This is a genomic window from Clostridiaceae bacterium, assembly GCA_012840395.1.
Classification (GTDB): Bacteria; Bacillota; Clostridia; order Acetivibrionales; family DULL01; genus DULL01.
Genome location: DULL01000106.1, coordinates 25,026 through 42,277 on the forward strand (window position 1 = coordinate 25,026; position 17,252 = coordinate 42,277).

The window sequence follows — 17,252 nt, forward strand, 5'->3', positions numbered from 1 at the left end:
TATATTAGTAAAATTATAGAAGGGGTTTTTTATATCCGGCAAAGAATTCTTCACTCCAAACTTATTGAGGCTGTTCAGCATCAATATTTTCTGCCGTATCATTTCTAAACCCGAAACCTGGAGAATCTGTAATATCTCTTATGAAATGAACATGCTGGTCTGTAACCTGAGTATTTACTCTTATAAAGTGAATATGTCCTCCCCCTGGAACAGGAAAATCAACAGATGTTGAAACTCCATAGGTGTGAACATGTCCATCTTCATAGCTTGTAACACCTTCAACATAGTGTATATGGCCTTTCCTGTCCGGAGCAAAGGTTGTTGTACCGGCATATCGGTGAACATGTCCGTCATTAAATGAAGTCACTCCAGAATAATTATGGTCATGGTAATACATTTTTACTCCCCCAATTAAACATAATAGTTTTAGTAGCATATTTTATATTATGTTAATCTCAGCATACATGTTACAATCCAATCCAGCATTTTCTTAGTATAAATAATCTCAAGGTAACAATAAAAAATAAATGACTTAATTGTACCTATTATAAGGAGTTGAATATCATGTAATATAATTAATTTATTTAATTTATGGAGGTAATGAGAATGTCTGACGGCGGATTCAAAAACTTCTTTAATAACAACTGTGAGATCTTATTCTTCATACTGGTTTTCCTCTTATTGTTCTTTAACGGAAGATTCTACGATTAAAGCAAAATTATTGAGGAATAATGCTGCCATGCCTAATTTACCGCCATACCTAATTAGGTATGGCAGTTGCCAGTTATAGTTCCTTATCAATCTCATAAGTGACTTTTCTTTTTATTTTATTATAAATCTCCAAATCCTGTAAGGTATATATGGAATATCTCCTGCTGCATTTTCTGCATACTGAAATTCCTTTAAATATTCCTGTGTACAAGCTTTTTTTATTATGAATTAAAAAAAATGAGATGAATTTACTTTTATTACAACATGAACAGATAGGAAATAAGTAATTCCAAAAGGCCGCGACAGAAAGAAAAATAATCAAGAAAACAAAGAGAATCCATATATCCATATGATATCTCCGAAAGCCAAAGAATCTCTATCTGTAGAATTATATGAATTATACAAGTATTAATATGAATAATAGGATATGAGCAATAAAAAATCAGTTAAAAAATATAAAAGAGCGTCTATTATTTACTAATAGGCGCTACATAGCAATAATGGAGATATTACTATTTAACAGGCTCTATTCTTTTACGGGTGCACTTTCTCTAAACAGTAAGCTTATGCTGTATAACCCTGCCAAGCCCACTACTGTATAGATTATTTTGCTAAGAAAGCTTGTATTCCCTCCAAAAATAGATGCTACCAGATCATATTCAAATAATCCGATTAATAACCAGTTTAATGCACCAATTATAACAAGAACTAAAGCTAATCTGTCTAAAGGTGTTCTATTCATTATAACAGCTCCTTTTTACATAAAATTCTTTTTAAAAGTTTTTAGTGTGTAATTAGTATATCCCAAGTATTTTATAATGATTCATTAAATTAATTTGTTAACAAAAGACGCTTAGAATCTATCATATAGTAACTTAAGGTTTTAAAACACATATAATATAGAAGTAATGTGATTGTGATGAATTTTAACAATCATTTTTAAATATAAGTATATAAGAGATATATGTTTTAGTAATAGATTCCGTGGCAAAAATTGTTGCTGCTGTCGTAGTATACAATAATTTGCTTAGACATATACTACGCTTGAAAGGGAGTGAAACAAATGCAATTTGTTTGCATAGGAGTCGAGGGATCAACAGGTACTTTAATGCAGCATTTAAACAGTGAATTGGTACAGCTTAAAAAAGAAAAAGTAGACTATTCTCTGGAACAGATAGATAAAGATGGTTCTACTTCCATTGTGTGCAGCATTAATGATGATAACTATTATAACGAAAAATCAGTTAGGTCATATAGAGCTCTTAAGGTTCGCATAGCCCATGCTTTAGCGGATTATATTATAAGACAGTATGAAGAAAAACTTATTTTAAGAACTATAAATAGTAATTATTGCTATTTTAATGCCGCAGAGAAAAGAGACATCTTAAACAATGTATTAAAAATGATAGAAAATAGTGATAAAAATGGACAATATGGTCTGTTTAAAATACGCAGACGTAATATTATAATAAGGAAGTTGCTGGATTATTTCGAAAGTACCAACAGCTTGATACTTGATGGGTTTGTTAATTTCAGGTTAAAAGATTATATCAAAGATCTGGAAGAAATAGTAGACAAGGCTGTCGACGATTATCTGATGGACAGGGAATATAAAGAGTTTATAAGATTGCTTAGATATTTTGTAGACATCCAGGAGCCAAAGGCTGATGTAATACATGTGATAGCAGGTTATAACTGTAATTATATGCTGTTGGATCAGTCCAAGAAAGAAATAACAAATGAATGCATCCAGGAGTTTATAAGTGAAGTATCTGATGGAGAGATAAACTATGATGACTTGCTGGTTAGTTCCCTAATAACATTTGCACCCAGAAAAATTGTCATTCATTGTGACGGGCAGATAAAGAACAAAGAACTGTTGGAAACAATAAAAAATGTATTTTCAGGAAAAGTAGTAATCTGCAATGGCTGTGAGTTGTGCCTGGTAAATGTTGTTAAAACTGAAAAGTAGAAAAATATGCAGTATAAATAGAATGGGGTGTTCAAGAAACTTTTTAATATTATTGACAGATCAAAATTCATAGTGATAAAATATACTCGAACCTACAATATGGTGTATATTTTTACAAAATCCACCACATAATATTGAATAATTATTATTTTTTGTTATTTTTTTGGAATATAAATTTGTAAACTGATGAATATTATCAATTTTTTACTAAAGATAAAAGTACAAATTACGCAAGATGAAATCAATAAATGTACTTAAGACAAGTATCCGGGGAGTAAAAAGAGAGTCTGACAGGACTCTCTTTCCCTTTATGGGGATTTTTAGTTTCTTGTATTTCCATTTACTATAAATTAAAATGTATAATATATGATATGCTTGAATTATAATTTGTAACATAATTATAATATGAGGTAATACTTAATTATGTGATAATTTGATGTGAGGTATAAAAGATACCTTTGTTATTGGAGGTAGTATGAGGGTTGTAGGATTTGTGGGACCCAGTGGTACGGGTAAAAGCCATAGGGCCTCATGGGTTGCAAGAGAAAAAGGAATAGATTTTATTATTGATGATGGTTTGCTGATAAGTGGTAATAGAGTAATTGCAGGTATGTCTGCCAAAAAGGAGAGTACAAAAATAGGCTCTATTAGAAGAGCTTTGTTTATAAATAAAGATCATGCCAACGATATAAAGAAGGCTCTGGAAACTTATAAACCAGAGTCAATATTAATACTGGGAACCTCTGAGGGGATGGTCGAAACCATAGCGAAAAACCTGGGTTTAAAGGGTATTGATGAAAAAATATCTATATATGATGTAGCCAGTGAATTTGAAATAAATCAGGCCTTATCCACAAGAAAAGAACAAGGTAAACATGTTATACCAGTCCCGACTTTTGAAATAAAAAAGGATTTCTCCGGGTATTTTTTGGATCCCCTTCAGATATTCAGAAGAAAAGGTAAAGGAAATTATCAGCTTATTGGTGAAAAATCAGTTGTAAGGCCTACTTTTAGTTATCTGGGTAAATATACCATATCTGATTATACCATATATCAAATCGTGGAGCATGTGGTTTCCCAAATAAAAGGTGTCAGCAGGATATCCAGGTTTAGGGCTGAAAACTCCCCTGATGGAATATTTATAGAAATTGATCTCATTATTGTATACGGATATTTAATAAGACCATTACTTTCAGACGTCCAGAAAAAAGTGAAGGAAGAGGTGGAGAGGCTCACTGCATTAAATATAAAAGCTCTAAATGTTGTGGCCAAAAGCCTCGTAATGCCAGAGAATAAATCTGAATAACAGTAATCACATTTTGTTTTTATCTGAATAATATAAATGTAGTATTATGTAAAATTAAAAACAAGGTGATATATGGGTTTCTATCACTGTGTTCTTGAGACAAGAAACCAGGTTTTTATTGTCGAAAAACGTTTTAGAGAGAACAGTATTCCTTGCGAGCTTAAACATATATCCTATAGCCTTACAAAAGATTTATGCAATTTAACAGTCAAATTTGATGACCGCTATTATGATAAAGCAATAGAAATACTTAAAAAACTAAACTTTCCGGGATATAAGGTTATTCGGTAATAGATTTTGATTTTGTAATCAATTCAACAATATTTCTGATTTTTGTTAAATCAGAATTTAGCATATCATATTTTATATTTATTTTCTCTATCTCTTGTTCAATTTTATTCTTTCTGGATTCCAGGTTAAGAACTTTCGTTTGTAAATTTTCAAGGGATTTTCTTGTATCTTCCATGTTCTTGGCCAGAAGTTCCAATGTACCGGTCAATTTATATCTGAAATCTTCCGCGCCGACAATTTTCTGTTTGAATATATAATCACCTGCAAAAGCAAGCTTATATCCTCCTGAGTAATTACCTGGCAATTCATTAATATAGGAGGTGAATAATTCATTTTCAAAGGTGCTTCTGTATACCATACAATATACAACCCGGCCGCCCTGTAGCTGATAAGTGGAAGCTTTACCCCATGTATTACCGCCATCTTCTGAAATACAGTAATAAATATTATTATCTCTTACCCAGAATACAATTACCTGTTCTTCCAGCAATATGATGGAGCTGAGCTCGAAAGAATATTCTGCAGTAAAAAGAGGAATTTCCATGTAACGGTTTTCTGACAGAGGCTGATATTTTGAATACATAAGCTCATATTTTTGCAGTGCATCCTTTTGCCATAGAAGATGGATGGAACCGCTGATATCTGAGCTTGCGGAGAGGAGATCGCTGTCTCCTTTATAATTTGTTATAGGGATAAATTCTCCCCAGCGGTCTTCTTCTTTTATGAAAGTTCTAAAACCTATATGGTTACTCTTGCTTTCTGTAAATTTGTATACAACATGTAAAGAATTATTAGGACTTAGCACCACATGGAAAGGCTTATTTACAAATGGGACATAATCTATAACCTTTGGAGCAGTTAATTTGTCCTTTTCTTTAATCTGGTAAGATAATATTTTCCTGCCTCCATACTCAATAACAAAAAGGAATATTAAAACTTCTTGAAAGTATACCAAATTTAAGTACTTATTATACGGGCTTGGGTTTTTACTTTTCAATATAGTTTCAATATTCCAGTCGTTATTATTAGAGTATATATACATTATATTTCCGTTATTATCCTGACATAATACATGAATATTATCGTTATCATCAACACAGGCGCTGAAATCAGGGTGACAATTTTTCAAAAGAACTAAAGGTTCTGTCCATTGGTTTCTTTTATTAAGTACACTTAAAAGAATTCCTGCGTTATCTTTATAAAATATATTAATTATTTTTCCGTTAGATAGCTTGATAATATAATGTTTTCTGTTTATATCATACATATTATCCACCCCACAATATTATATTGTGGGGAAGATAAAAATATAACCGCAATGCTATTTTAAGTTACAGAACCCTACAATTTTTTGTATACTTCTGGGGAGTGCATCTTTTGAATTACCCCAGGGCGCGTCATTGTTTCTATAATCAAATTTTTTTGTAAACCAATTTACTTCCTCGTTGATGCGTTTCAGATTTTCAATTTGCAGGTTTATAAGATTATCATTAAAAATGGCAGCATCTTTCGGGTTAAGATATTTTTTTGAAGCTTCCAATAAAAGATGGAAATGCTTTAAACAGAAACCTTTTTTATTATTGAAGTTATTCCTAAATTCATCTTCCTTAAACCACAAATAGAAAATAACATCAACATATCTGTCCATGGTATAGTCAAGCTTACTGCAGATTGCGCACTTATTTTCCAGAGAATTTAAAATATTTATTATTTCATCCAGTACCTTTCCGCTTTCAGTTGATTTATTTCTAAATTTATAGATCATAGATTTTAAAAATGGCATATTTTTATCTTTATCTATAACAGATTTTCCATTGCCATATACTTTATTTAACAGTTCCAACTGGTATCCAAGATGGGTATCGATTATCAGTCCCAGGCCCAGTTTGTTTTCTTCCCTGTTATAAAGAAGTTCAAAATGCCTTTTGCAGAAACCTTTTTCATTAGTATCAATCCTTGAATCAGGTTCCATTAATGAAGGTCCTAACATATAATCTACATATTCATTTTCCAGCTTTTTTTCCAGAATGCACATTGGGCATTCGCATTCTTCTTTAAAAGCTTCATTTACAGGTATAGTATATATTTTTTCTTTCACTAAGACTTCCTCCCAGAGTTTGATGTATAATATTATAACATATAGCAATTATACTAAACTTAATGTAGAAATTTTTTAAGTCTTTTTGTGGTTACTTGGAGGAAAAACGTGGAATACAAAGGATATAATATAGAAGAAACAAAAAGTGGGGTTATAGTAGAAAATATCAGAGATTTTAATCCTGTGCATATTTTTGAATGCGGCCAGTGTTTCAGGTGGATAAAGGAACAGAACGGCAGCTATACAGGAGTTGCCAGAGGAAGAGTTGTTAATGTTGATGTATGCAAGGATAAACTAATAATTAACAATACTAACTTGCAGGAATTCAAAGATATATGGTTCGAATATTTTGATCTGGGCAGGGACTATTCAATTATAAAAGAAAAACTGTCAGAAGATGAAATAATGAAGAAAGCTATAGAATTTGGATATGGAATAAGAATACTGAAGCAGGACATTTGGGAAACTCTTATTTCTTTTATTATTTCAGCAAATAACAGAATACCTATGATAATGAAGTCTGTATATCTCTTATCTAAGACATATGGGGATGAAATAACCTATAATGGAGAAAAATACTATACTTTTCCCGGCCCGGAGAAATTATCAGATTTATGTATTGAGGAGCTTGAAGCTTGCAGGGTAGGATTCAGGTGTAAGTATTTATTAGAAACTTCTGCAATTATTAAAAATCGGCAGGTCTTATTAGAAAAATTAGAATCTATGAATACCTTCAAGGCAAGGGAAGAGCTGAAAAAATTGCCCGGTGTGGGAAATAAAGTGGCAGATTGCACACTACTGTACAGTGGTGTTAAAACTGATGTTTTTCCTACAGATGTCTGGGTAAAGAGAGTAATGGAAGTTTTGTTTTTCGGTAGAGAGGCTACATTGGCTGAAATCCAGGAATATGCAGAGAAGAAGTTCGGTCCTTGGCGTGGCATTGCTCAGCAATATTTGTTTTATTATGCCAGGGAAAACAAAATAGGAACTAGAGAATAATATCGACCTGTATACCGCTGAAATAGCGAGCTTTGGGAAGTGTAGCCCCAATAATTAAGAATTATTAGTAATAATAGTGTGAAAGATTTCTTGTTATATAGGGTTAATTAATGATATAATGTGCTCACACAGAATAATGTTACCTGAAATGAGCGGATTAACCTATAATTTTGAACCTACATCCGATATACGGGAGCCTCAAGTTTGGATATTAATGTCAGGCCTCAATTTAATTCCGACACTAAATACTAATTTAGTGCAACGGCGGAGGAAGGCAAAGGTATTCATCTGGGCACCCACCTAGCTGAGGCTAGGTGTCAAAATATAGGGGAACGCCATTTTGGGGCTAAAATTTTAAAAGCCTCTGTCAAGGAGGCTTTTTCTTATGGTTTCTATCTATATCTCTTTCCCTGCCTCCATTTTTTTTACCTCGTATTTATTACTTAATTGTCATCATTATAGATATTCAAAATATTTTTATAACTTATCACAAAACTTTCAGTACAACATATTATGGAAATGAGAAAGAATATTTTTTAATAAAGGAGGTATAACATGCATTTCGATAATGATGGAGTTGTAGCAGGAGCTATAAATGAAAAAGATCTGTCAAGGATCAGAGAAGCAGTCTGCATACAGGTTGAGAAGATATATGATTCCTGCAGGGAAAAGGATTGCATTGAGAATGCAAAAGTATTATTTAGGGATCAGCAGAAAATACAGTGGATAATAAACAGGGCGATAAATGTAAAATTAAGGAGAGCAGAAGTAGTAGATGTTTTTACTGATATTGAACCTGTACCTTTTAAAAGAGGTTTCTACACTGTAGATATTAAATTCTTCATCAAAGTTACTCTCGACTTCTTCCTGCCCAGGGATAGCGCAGGTGCGAGGATAGTAACTGTTCCGGGTATAATATTATTTGATAAGAAGGTAATACTGTTCGGGTCTGAAGGAAATGCAAAAATATTCAAATCAAGCTTTGTAGAAGATGGAATTGACAAGAAAATAAAGGGTTCACTGCAGCAGGATAATCTGCCCATTGCCAAAGTAGAAGTTGTAGAGCCTATTGCTCTGAATGCCAAGATTCAGGATCCCGCAGACAAATTCTTTGAAGATTGCTGCGTAGCACATTTACCAAGAAGTATTGAAGACCTTTTGGAAGATGAAGTAGTATATGATTTCGATGATGTTGAAATGGCAACTGAATCCAGGCAAGTTATATCCCGGAGAGTAGTTGCATCTGTAGGATTGTTCTCAATCATTAAACTTGTAAGATTTGTTCAACTCCTTATCCCTGCTTTTGACTTCTGCGTTCCTGCAAGACAGTGTATTTCCGCTACGGAAGCAAATCCCTGTGAACTCTTTGAAACAATAGCATTTCCTGTAGACGAGTTCTTCCCTCCTCAAAAAAGAGATTTTCCAGGGGCTCTTGCTGCAGAAAAGGAAATGGCAGGAGAGATGAAAGATAAAAGATAATAAAAAAATAAAGGATAAAAAAGGTAATTGCTAAAAGGGATATCTAACAAGTAAAGGGATAGTGAACTATCCCTTTACATTGTTTTACCCGGTATTATCAAGTCAACAATACCATATACCAAAGCTCCAAGTATTGCTCCAAAGATTGTAACTTCAAAGCCAGATACGAAGTACTGAGTCGCATAGATAATTACAGCTGCCAGAATGAATCCTGTAATTCCCCTGCCGAAAGGAGAAGCATCCAGTCCCAATAATCTGAAAACCAGGTAATCAATAATGGCCAGCACTAGTGCGCCTAATGCCAGGGACCATAGGTCTGAAATAGCAAATCCTGGAGTTAAAGCGGCTGTTATACCTAATACAACCATACCTACTATTAATCTAACCACAAAGTGAGTAAGAGAAAAACCTTCTTTTTTTTCACCAGTGTATTGTTCTTCCATTCTATCACATCCTTTCAACAAATCATAATATTGCACGAAATATCTTTTATTATCCATATAAATAAATCTTAACTTAATAATATTATTGATTAATGAGGACTCAATTATTCAGGACGGAAAGATTTGGGCAAACTGTTTGTATTTTTTTCCATACCTGTATTATTGCTTTGAATGCTGTGATATTTACTTTAATCATTATGTTTGATAAAATATACTAAAAATTTTGAACAAAATATGGCAATGTATCAAAGAATAAATTCCTGATAAAATAATGCTTAGTTATAAGCTATGTTTATTATTAATATGCTCAAAATACTTAAAAAGCATTAAAAATATTAATAAAAGATTATAAAAAAGATTATTGAAAAGATTATAAACTATATTTAAAAAGCTGATTATTTTGAAGAAAAAGTTTAAAGAAAATTAATAAAATGATTATATAGATAATAAAGAAGAGGTTATTAATATGAGATTAAATACGTGGCTTAATGAAAAAATCCCTGATATAGCGGAATATTTGGAAGACATGAACAGAAAATTTTTCTTGAAGGACAGTACCATTGGAATTGCAGGCAAAGATTGTGTCTATAAGGTTCTTCACTATCTTCGGTGTGCTTTGTTTCCGGGAGTATATGAAAAGTATCCTATAGAAGAGAAAAGGGTAAATATAATTATAGGAAATTATATCAGGCAGGCTGCCCTGGATTTAAGCAGTCTTATTGAAAAGGTATTTAAAAACATTTGCGAAGATGAAGAAAAACAAAATAAAGACTGCAATATATGCAGGGAAAAAGCTAATGAGATAACAATAAAGCTTATAGAAGAATTACCTGAAATAAGGCGAATACTTCAAACTGATATACAAGCAGCCTATAATGGGGATCCTGCAGCTACTTCCACTGAGGAAATTCTTCTTAGTTATCCTTCAATAAATGCAATAAGTACCCACAGAATTTCCCATTTTCTATATAACCAGGGAGTTCCCATTATTCCAAGGATTATGTCTGAGTGTGCGCACCAGCAAACCGGAATTGATATCCATCCTGGCGCGAAAATAGGAGAGTATTTCTTTATTGACCACGGTACTGGTGTGGTAATAGGAGAAACCTGTGTAATAGGCAATAACGTCAAGCTATATCAGGGAGTAACATTAGGGGCAAAAAGCTTCCCTCTTGATGAAAAAGGCAATCCAATCAAAGGTATAAAGAGACATCCTAATATTGAGGATAATGTAATAATATATTCAGGTGCCACAATCCTCGGAGGTGATACAGTTATAGGCCATGATTCCATAATTGGTGGTAATGTATGGCTTACTCATTCCGTCCCTCCTTATTCAAAAGTTTATAACCAACAGCCTTCGCCTGCAATAAAGACAGAAGATCACAATAATAAATAGAGGAATATTTTGCTATAGCTACAGAATACCTGTCATTAAGTAAAACATAGTATAAAGACTTGCTGCATTTCAGAATAAAACTGATGTATAATATATTTTGTAGAATTATATACCAATATTCAGAAGAGGAGAATTTATATGAAAATTTTTAATACATTAACCCGCCAAAAGGAGGAATTTGAACCTATTGAAGGTAATGATGTAAAGATGTATTGCTGCGGCCCTACGGTATACAATTATTTCCATATTGGAAATGCCAGGCCTTTTATTATATTTGATACTCTAAGGAGATATCTTGAGTATAAGGGATATAACGTAAAATTTGTTCAAAATTTCACGGATATTGATGACAAAATGATCAAAAAGGCAGAAGAGGAGTCTATTACCGTAAAGGAGCTTGCAGACCGCTTTATAAAAGAGTATTTTACCGATGCAAGGGGACTTGGTATTAAAGAGGCTACTGTACACCCCAAGGCAACTGAAAATATAGATGCAATTATTGATATGATAAGTATACTTATTGATAAAGGATATGCTTATACTTTGGATGGAGACGTATATTTTGACACCAGCAAGTTTGCAGAATATGGAAAATTGTCTCATCAGAATCTCGATGACTTGAGCCTGGGAATAAGAATTGACATACATGAGAAAAAGAAAAATCCCATGGACTTTGCCTTATGGAAGGCACAAAAGCCTGGAGAACCCTATTGGGAAAGCCCATGGGGTAAAGGAAGGCCTGGATGGCATATAGAGTGTTCGGCTATGGCAAACAGATATCTAGGTGAGACAATAGATATACATTGTGGCGGCCAAGATCTCATATTTCCCCATCACGAAAATGAAATTGCGCAAAGTGAGGCAGCTTCAGGGAAACCTTTTGTGAAATACTGGGTGCATAATGGATTTGTTAATGTAAATAATGAAAAAATGTCTAAATCTGCAGGAAATTTCTTTACAGTAAGAGATATTGCATCCAAATTTGATTATGAAGCTATCAGATTTTTCATGCTTTCAGCTCATTACAGAAGTCCCATTAACTTCAGTGAAGAACTGCTGACCCAGGCAAGCAATGGATTAGATAGAATTTATAAATGCTTGGAAAATCTCGAATATATCAAAGAGAACGCGGCTATAGAGCCATCTTCTGCAGAAGATGAAGAAAAGATTAAAAATACAATACTTCAATTAAAGGATAAATTTATTGAAGCAATGGATGACGACCTTAATACTGCAGATGCTATTTCGGTAATTTTTGAAATGGTGAAAGAGATTAATACAAATATTAATTTAAACTCCAATCCTTCAAAATCATTGATAGAATTTTGCATAAAAATATTGAAAGAACTTGGAGGAGTTTTAGGTATCCTTCAGAAACAAGTAAAGGAAGAGATCGATCCTATTATCGAAGAATTGATAAATAAGCGTCAGCAGGCAAGAAAAGAGAAAAACTGGAAGGTAGCTGATGAAATAAGAGATAAACTTAAGGAAATGGGAATTATTCTTGAAGATACACCCCAAGGAGTAAAAATTGTAAGACAGAGGGTTACAAAATAACCCTCTTTTACTTTACAATAAAAAATACAATTTTCGAAGAAGGTTGAAGTAGTAAGACAATTCATGTATAATCACTACAAGGCTAATTATCTAAAGAAAGACTTATTAAGGCTTTTTTGATGAAATCAGAGGTTTTCAGATTTTTTTAGTTTGTAATGTTAATTTTATAATTTCGCAAGTGAGGGATGATTAATGACAACGCTAAAGGATATTGCTTACAAGGCTGGAGTTAATATCTCAACTGTTTCGAAAGCTTTGAGAGACAGTACAGATATAAATAAAGATACCAAACTTAGAATCAAAAAAATAGCAAAAGAGATGAATTATCACATAAAATCTGATAAAAATAGATGTATGGAAGGCCTTGGCCTTATAGGCGTTGTTTGCCCGGAAATAAGAAGTAATTACTATTCGCAGATTGTGAGTGCTATTGAAGAGGAAACAAAGAGAAATGGGTATTCTCTAATAGTTGGATGTACGGATTTTGGTGTGGAAAATGAGAGATACTTCCTTAAAAGTTTCAATAGATCAAATTGTGCCGGAATTATTTTTATTACTGAAAGTGAAGATGTAGAAGAAATATTGAAAGAATACAGGACAGAAAATAACCAGCCTCTTGTTCTCATAGCCCAAAATACAGAAACAAAGGAATTTGACTGTATAAAGATAGATGATGAATATGGGGTCAGGCTTGCATTGCAGCATCTTATCTCTTCAGGCCACAAAAATATCGGTTATATTGGAGATATGTTATCAAGCACCAGATTGAACACTTTTCTTAAAATTATGAAAGAGAACAATATTGCTATAAATCAAAATTGGATAATGGAAAGTAATGAAAGGTTTGAAAAATGTGGTTATAATTTAATGAAAAAAATTATAGTTGCCGGTGAGATGCCTACAGCAGTAATGGGAGCCTATGATGATATTGCCATTGGGGCTATAAAAGCGTTGCACGATAATGGTTTTGTTGTTCCTAAGGATATATCTGTTGTGGGAATAGACAATATCAGGTCTGCTTCGTATATTTCTCCGGAATTGACCACTGTGGCAGCGCCAATAGATGAAATGTGCAGAATAGCAGTAAAATTATTATTAAAAAAGATCAAAGATAATAATTATAAGATAGTTCAGAATGTTAAATTATCTCCTTTTCTTGTCCAAAGAAATACAGTAAAAAAAATAAATTAATGGCAGTAATTGGGATGCTACAGTATTAGTTTCGAAATGTTCCTTAAAAAGTTTTAATTCATGAATAGCGGCCAAGTATATTGACAATTGGTTTTTTTTCTTATACAATTGTTTTTGAATAGGGTGCTTGGAGCAACCTGTTTTGTTTCTAAAACAGCATGCTTTTTTCGAAAATCAAAAATTTTATATGGATAATTTTTTGTTTATAGGAGATTGCCATGAAATATTTATTAGGTGTTGATGCTGGAACTACCTCTTTTAAAGGAATTCTGATCAATGAAGAAGGTAAAATAATCAGTGTTGTCAGCCAAGCTTATGATCTTCTTACTCCCTCAAATAATACAGTAGAGCTGGAAGTCGAAAAATACTGGGAAGTTTTCAAAAGGGTTATATCCAAATTATTGGACAGCTCTGGCGTTAAACCGGAACACATTGTAGGTTTGGCTATTGATAGCCAAGGAGAAACTCTAATCTGTTTGGATAAAAATGGACGACCTTTGAGAAATGCTATAGTATGGATGGATAACAGATCTACTGTTGAGGCGGAACTAATAAGACAAGAATTTGGATTAAAGCATGTCTATGATGTTACAGGACAACCTGAATTAACCGCAACTTGGCCGGCTACTAAAATATTATGGCTAAGAAGGAATCAAAAAGAAATCTTTGATAAAACATACAAATATCTTTTATTGGAAGACTACTTAATCTACAGGCTTACTGGTAAATTCTACTGTGAAAAATCCCTCATATCCTCCTCTTTGTATTTTGATATACATAATGGCAGATGGTGGGATGATATACTTAAGTTTATTGGTATTGAACAGGATAAACTTCCTGCCATTGAGGAATCCGGAGTTGCTGTGGGAACCCTTACCGATGAAGCCAGCAGGGAAACAGGTTTATGCAAGGACACGGTGGTGGTCACCGGTGCCCTGGATCAGATATCCGGTGTGCTGGGAGCAGGTGCGGTACATGATAATGAAATATGTGAAACCACAGGAACTGCTCTTGCAATGTGTGTAAGTACGGAAAAGGCCCCACCTTTCAATGAAAACTTAAAAGTCCCATTCCAATGCCACGCTATTAAAGGGAAATATTATCTTCTTTTCTGGGCTCAGACTGCAGGTATCATACTGAAATGGTTCAGAGATAATTTTGTAAACTATAATGATCTTGGAAACATGAGTGTATTTGCAAGGATGGATATGGACGCTGCCAAGGTTCCGGCAGGTTCTGAAGGATTGATTCTCCTACCTCACTTAAGCGGATCTGCATGCCCTGAATTTAATCCTTTTGCCAAGGGTGTATTCTACGGGATAACTTTGAAACATACCCGTGAGTATTTCATAAGAGCTGTACTGGAGTCAATAGGATATATGCTTAAAGAGCAAATTGAAACGGCTGAAAGCCTTGGTATAAGAATAAATGAAGTAAGATCTCTTGGCGGAGGAGCAAAAAGTAAGGTTTGGAGCAGTATTAAAGCTAATATAATTGGCAAACCTATTATTACATTGGAAAATGATGAAACTGCTGTTTTAGGAGCCGCCTTACTTGCAGGTGTGGGAGCAGGAGTTTTTGATAGTATTGAAAGTGCTTGTAGTAAGGGCTCAGTTGTAAAAGATAGATTCTATCCTGAATCTGAATTGGTAGAAGCCTACGTAAAGCCGTATCAAATGTATAAAAATGTATATAAAGCCCTGGACACTTTATTTAGAGAGGAAATATAACTGCACTATTATTAGCTGGTTGTATTCGTTAGACAATTAAAAAATATAAAAAATTATTAAAAGAGGTGACGAAATGTATAAGTATAAGGGTGGCTTTGTTGGATTTGGAGAGGTAAACACTCCAATTGAAGTTGTTAGACAGAAGTGCGAAGAGGCAAGAAAACTACTTAATGAAAATGGTATAGAGCTGGTAGGAGCAGATGCAATTACTGATGACGAAAAAGGAGAAGACGCAGCTAGAGCCATAAGGGCGTTAAAAGGTCAAGAGTTTGACTTTTTAATTGTTTGTATCACCGGATGGATACCCTCCCATACAGTTATCAGAGTGATTAACGAATTTAAAGAAAAGCCAATGCTTCTATGGGGGTTGGCTGGAAAAACCAACGGAGGAAGGCTTGCAACTACGGCTGGGCAAGCAGGTACTACTGCTTTAAGAAAACCCATGGAAGATATGGGATTTAACTTCAAGTATGTCTATGATTTCCCGGATTCTCCATCAAATATTGAAGAAATAATGGATTTTGTTAAAGCAGCAACTGCAATAGCCAAACTCAAAAGAGGCAAAGTAGGAATGATGGGTTACAGGGATATGCGTCTCTATGGTACTCTGTACGATGGTGTTTCCTTAAGAGGAAAAATAGGAACAGAAGTAGAATTCTTTGAAATGCTGGAAATTGTACAGAGAATGGAGAATTTGAAGAAAGAAGATATAGACGCTGTTGTAAACAAGGTAAAATCTGAGTGGGTGTTTGAAAAAGAACCCAAAATCGAGACACTGGAATTAGGTGCAAAAGTATATCTGGCATTAAAAGAAAAAATAGAAGAATGTGGATATGACTGTGTATCATTGATCGATGTTGACGGAATGAAGAAACTTCTCAAGTTCCCTCCCTCAATGGTATTTATGTTGATGGCTAATGAATTAGGTGTATGCACCATTCCTGAAAATGATACCATGGGTGCTGTTACACAGCTTGTTACAAGGTATGCAACAGGTCAGATTTCTGCTTATTTTGAATTCTATGAGTTTATGCCTGACAGACTCTTGGTGGGTGTTCCTGATTATGTTCCTATGGAAGTAATAGAGGGTCCATTGAAAGTTTGTCCCACAAGCTTTGGCTTGCTTAGCGAAGGTATACTGAATGTATCAAAAGTTAAAACTGGAAGAGTCACCCTTGCCAGATTAGGATATAAAGGTGACAAGTATGTAATGCATATGATTACTGGTGAAGCTGTAACACCAAGAAGTTGGGAAGAAGTTGGATGGACACCTCCAGCTCCTCAGTTGCCCAGTCTTGAAGTAATCCCTGATACACCGGTAAAAGACTTTGCTCAGAAGGTAATGGGACAGCATTACATTTTGACATACGGCGATAATACAGGAGTACTTACAGATATATGTAATTTGCTTGGCATAGAGATAATATAGTATTTTGCTAGATGTATGAATCGAGTATCTCCACCTTCTATAAGGTGGAGATACTCAAATGCATATGACATTGGAAAGGTGAATAGTATGGATAGTAATACTAATAAAAAACTGTTAGTTGGTTGGGCTACCCGGGATATAACACCCGGAAAGCCTGTTCTTCTTTGGGGACAGCTCTATGAAAGGGTTTCCGAATCAGTAAGAGATCCCCTGACAGTAACAGCCCTTGCTCTTGAAAAAGTGGATGAAAACGGTAATTCCTGTGATTATGCTGTTATGATATCCTGTGACCTTGTTGGAGTAGAAAAAACAGTTATGGACGGAGTAAGAGAAAAGCTCAAGTCCAGAATGGAAAATTTTGATGTGAACCGTATATTTGCTTTTGCTACTCATACGCATACTGGATTTTATTATGCAAAAAGTGAAGACACTGTAGGCTTGAATGTTACTTACTCCAATTCCCAGAAAAAGGATATAATGACACCTCAAGAATGTTATTATTTCTTAGTCGACAGGATAACAGAAGCTGTTGAAGAGGCATGGAGCAAGAGGGCACCCGGAGGAGTTAACCGTGCCATGGAACATGCCACTGTTGGTTATTGTAGAATGGCCATGTACCGGGATGGAAGTTCAAGAATGTACGGTAA

At 34.1% G+C, this 17,252-nt stretch carries 16 protein-coding genes and 1 other RNA gene; 12 read left to right on the forward strand and 5 right to left on the reverse strand.

Features of this window, described 5'->3' with window-relative positions; all coding sequences use genetic code 11:
• Positions 1-61: 61 nt before the first annotated feature.
• Positions 62-397, reverse strand: coding sequence for a hypothetical protein (locus GXX20_11440; protein ID HHW32263.1), 336 nt, complete (start codon positions 395-397; stop codon positions 62-64).
• Positions 398-1,237: 840 nt separating this feature from the next.
• Positions 1,238-1,453: a DUF378 domain-containing protein gene (locus tag GXX20_11445; protein ID HHW32264.1), complete on the reverse strand. Its 216-nt coding sequence runs from the start codon at positions 1,451-1,453 to the stop codon at positions 1,238-1,240.
• Positions 1,454-1,774: 321 nt separating this feature from the next.
• Here GXX20_11445 and ytxC point away from each other — a divergent pair, with 321 nt between their 5' ends.
• The 3 genes from ytxC to GXX20_11460 all read left to right on the forward strand — a co-directional run bounded on the left by ytxC (position 1,775) and on the right by GXX20_11460 (position 4,280).
• Positions 1,775-2,683 carry a putative sporulation protein YtxC gene (gene ytxC, locus GXX20_11450; GenBank protein ID HHW32265.1) on the forward strand — a complete coding sequence of 303 codons (909 nt, stop codon included), beginning with the start codon at positions 1,775-1,777 and terminating at the stop codon, positions 2,681-2,683.
• Positions 2,684-3,158: 475 nt separating this feature from the next.
• Positions 3,159-3,989 carry an Asp23/Gls24 family envelope stress response protein gene (locus GXX20_11455; GenBank protein ID HHW32266.1) on the forward strand — a complete coding sequence of 277 codons (831 nt, stop codon included), beginning with the start codon at positions 3,159-3,161 and terminating at the stop codon, positions 3,987-3,989.
• A gap of 72 nt (positions 3,990-4,061) precedes the next feature.
• Positions 4,062-4,280, forward strand: a complete 219-nt coding sequence (locus GXX20_11460) for a hypothetical protein (protein HHW32267.1) — start codon at positions 4,062-4,064, stop codon at positions 4,278-4,280.
• Here the strand turns inward: GXX20_11460 and GXX20_11465 are convergent.
• Together GXX20_11465 and GXX20_11470 are read right to left on the reverse strand one after the other, a co-directional pair.
• A complete protein-coding gene (locus GXX20_11465; protein ID HHW32268.1) occupies positions 4,270-5,547 on the reverse strand; it encodes a hypothetical protein in 1,278 nt (425 codons plus the stop codon). The genes GXX20_11460 and GXX20_11465 overlap by 11 nt on opposite strands.
• 54 nt (positions 5,548-5,601) lie before the next feature.
• Positions 5,602-6,378: an ABC transporter substrate-binding protein gene (locus GXX20_11470; protein ID HHW32269.1), complete on the reverse strand. Its 777-nt coding sequence runs from the start codon at positions 6,376-6,378 to the stop codon at positions 5,602-5,604.
• Between the two features lie 108 nt (positions 6,379-6,486).
• Between GXX20_11470 and GXX20_11475 the strand changes: the two genes are divergently transcribed.
• The 3 genes from GXX20_11475 to GXX20_11485 all read left to right on the forward strand — a co-directional run bounded on the left by GXX20_11475 (position 6,487) and on the right by GXX20_11485 (position 8,856).
• Positions 6,487-7,377: a DNA-3-methyladenine glycosylase 2 family protein gene (locus GXX20_11475; protein HHW32270.1), complete on the forward strand. Its 891-nt coding sequence runs from the start codon at positions 6,487-6,489 to the stop codon at positions 7,375-7,377.
• 137 nt (positions 7,378-7,514) lie between these two features.
• A non-coding RNA gene (gene ssrS / locus GXX20_11480) (6S RNA) lies at positions 7,515-7,728 on the forward strand.
• Positions 7,729-7,932: 204 nt separating this feature from the next.
• A complete protein-coding gene (locus GXX20_11485; protein HHW32271.1) occupies positions 7,933-8,856 on the forward strand; it encodes a hypothetical protein in 924 nt (307 codons plus the stop codon).
• Between the two features lie 74 nt (positions 8,857-8,930).
• Here GXX20_11485 and GXX20_11490 read toward each other — a convergent pair whose 3' ends face one another.
• Entirely contained in the window at positions 8,931-9,299 is a 369-nt protein-coding gene (locus GXX20_11490) for a phage holin family protein (protein HHW32272.1), read from the reverse strand.
• Positions 9,300-9,765: 466 nt separating this feature from the next.
• On the opposite strand from GXX20_11490, the gene GXX20_11495 reads away from it, so the two are divergent.
• The 6 genes from GXX20_11495 to GXX20_11520 form a co-directional block, all read left to right on the forward strand.
• On the forward strand, positions 9,766-10,698 hold the full coding sequence (locus tag GXX20_11495; GenBank protein HHW32273.1) for a serine acetyltransferase: 933 nt from the start codon (positions 9,766-9,768) through the stop codon (positions 10,696-10,698).
• A gap of 138 nt (positions 10,699-10,836) precedes the next feature.
• The gene (locus tag GXX20_11500; protein HHW32274.1) at positions 10,837-12,255 is read left to right on the forward strand and encodes a cysteine--tRNA ligase; all 1,419 of its coding nucleotides are present in this window, start codon (positions 10,837-10,839) and stop codon (positions 12,253-12,255) included.
• Between the two features lie 192 nt (positions 12,256-12,447).
• A complete protein-coding gene (locus GXX20_11505; protein HHW32275.1) occupies positions 12,448-13,446 on the forward strand; it encodes a LacI family transcriptional regulator in 999 nt (332 codons plus the stop codon).
• Between the two features lie 218 nt (positions 13,447-13,664).
• Positions 13,665-15,176: a hypothetical protein gene (locus GXX20_11510; GenBank protein HHW32276.1), complete on the forward strand. Its 1,512-nt coding sequence runs from the start codon at positions 13,665-13,667 to the stop codon at positions 15,174-15,176.
• 73 nt (positions 15,177-15,249) lie between these two features.
• Entirely contained in the window at positions 15,250-16,605 is a 1,356-nt protein-coding gene (locus GXX20_11515) for a hypothetical protein (GenBank protein ID HHW32277.1), read from the forward strand.
• 87 nt (positions 16,606-16,692) lie between these two features.
• On the forward strand, positions 16,693-17,252 hold a 560-nt coding region (locus GXX20_11520; GenBank protein HHW32278.1), incomplete at its 3' end, for a hypothetical protein.

Bases quoted from the DNA above. Each gene is read 5' to 3' on its own strand.
- GXX20_11510 (HHW32276.1), top strand. From the start codon at position 13,665: ATGAAATATTTATTAGGTGTTGATGCTGGAACTACCTCTTTTAAAGGA.
- GXX20_11440 (HHW32263.1), bottom strand. From the start codon at position 397: ATGTATTACCATGACCATAATTATTCTGGAGTGACTTCATTTAATGAC.
- GXX20_11485 (HHW32271.1), top strand. From the start codon at position 7,933: ATGCATTTCGATAATGATGGAGTTGTAGCAGGAGCTATAAATGAAAAA.
- GXX20_11490 (HHW32272.1), bottom strand. From the start codon at position 9,299: ATGGAAGAACAATACACTGGTGAAAAAAAAGAAGGTTTTTCTCTTACT.
- GXX20_11465 (HHW32268.1), bottom strand. From the start codon at position 5,547: ATGTATGATATAAACAGAAAACATTATATTATCAAGCTATCTAACGGA.
- GXX20_11495 (HHW32273.1), top strand. From the start codon at position 9,766: ATGAGATTAAATACGTGGCTTAATGAAAAAATCCCTGATATAGCGGAA.
- GXX20_11515 (HHW32277.1), top strand. From the start codon at position 15,250: ATGTATAAGTATAAGGGTGGCTTTGTTGGATTTGGAGAGGTAAACACT.
- GXX20_11445 (HHW32264.1), bottom strand. From the start codon at position 1,453: ATGAATAGAACACCTTTAGACAGATTAGCTTTAGTTCTTGTTATAATT.
- GXX20_11460 (HHW32267.1), top strand. From the start codon at position 4,062: ATGGGTTTCTATCACTGTGTTCTTGAGACAAGAAACCAGGTTTTTATT.
- ytxC (HHW32265.1), top strand. From the start codon at position 1,775: ATGCAATTTGTTTGCATAGGAGTCGAGGGATCAACAGGTACTTTAATG.
- GXX20_11455 (HHW32266.1), top strand. From the start codon at position 3,159: ATGAGGGTTGTAGGATTTGTGGGACCCAGTGGTACGGGTAAAAGCCAT.
- GXX20_11505 (HHW32275.1), top strand. From the start codon at position 12,448: ATGACAACGCTAAAGGATATTGCTTACAAGGCTGGAGTTAATATCTCA.
- GXX20_11500 (HHW32274.1), top strand. From the start codon at position 10,837: ATGAAAATTTTTAATACATTAACCCGCCAAAAGGAGGAATTTGAACCT.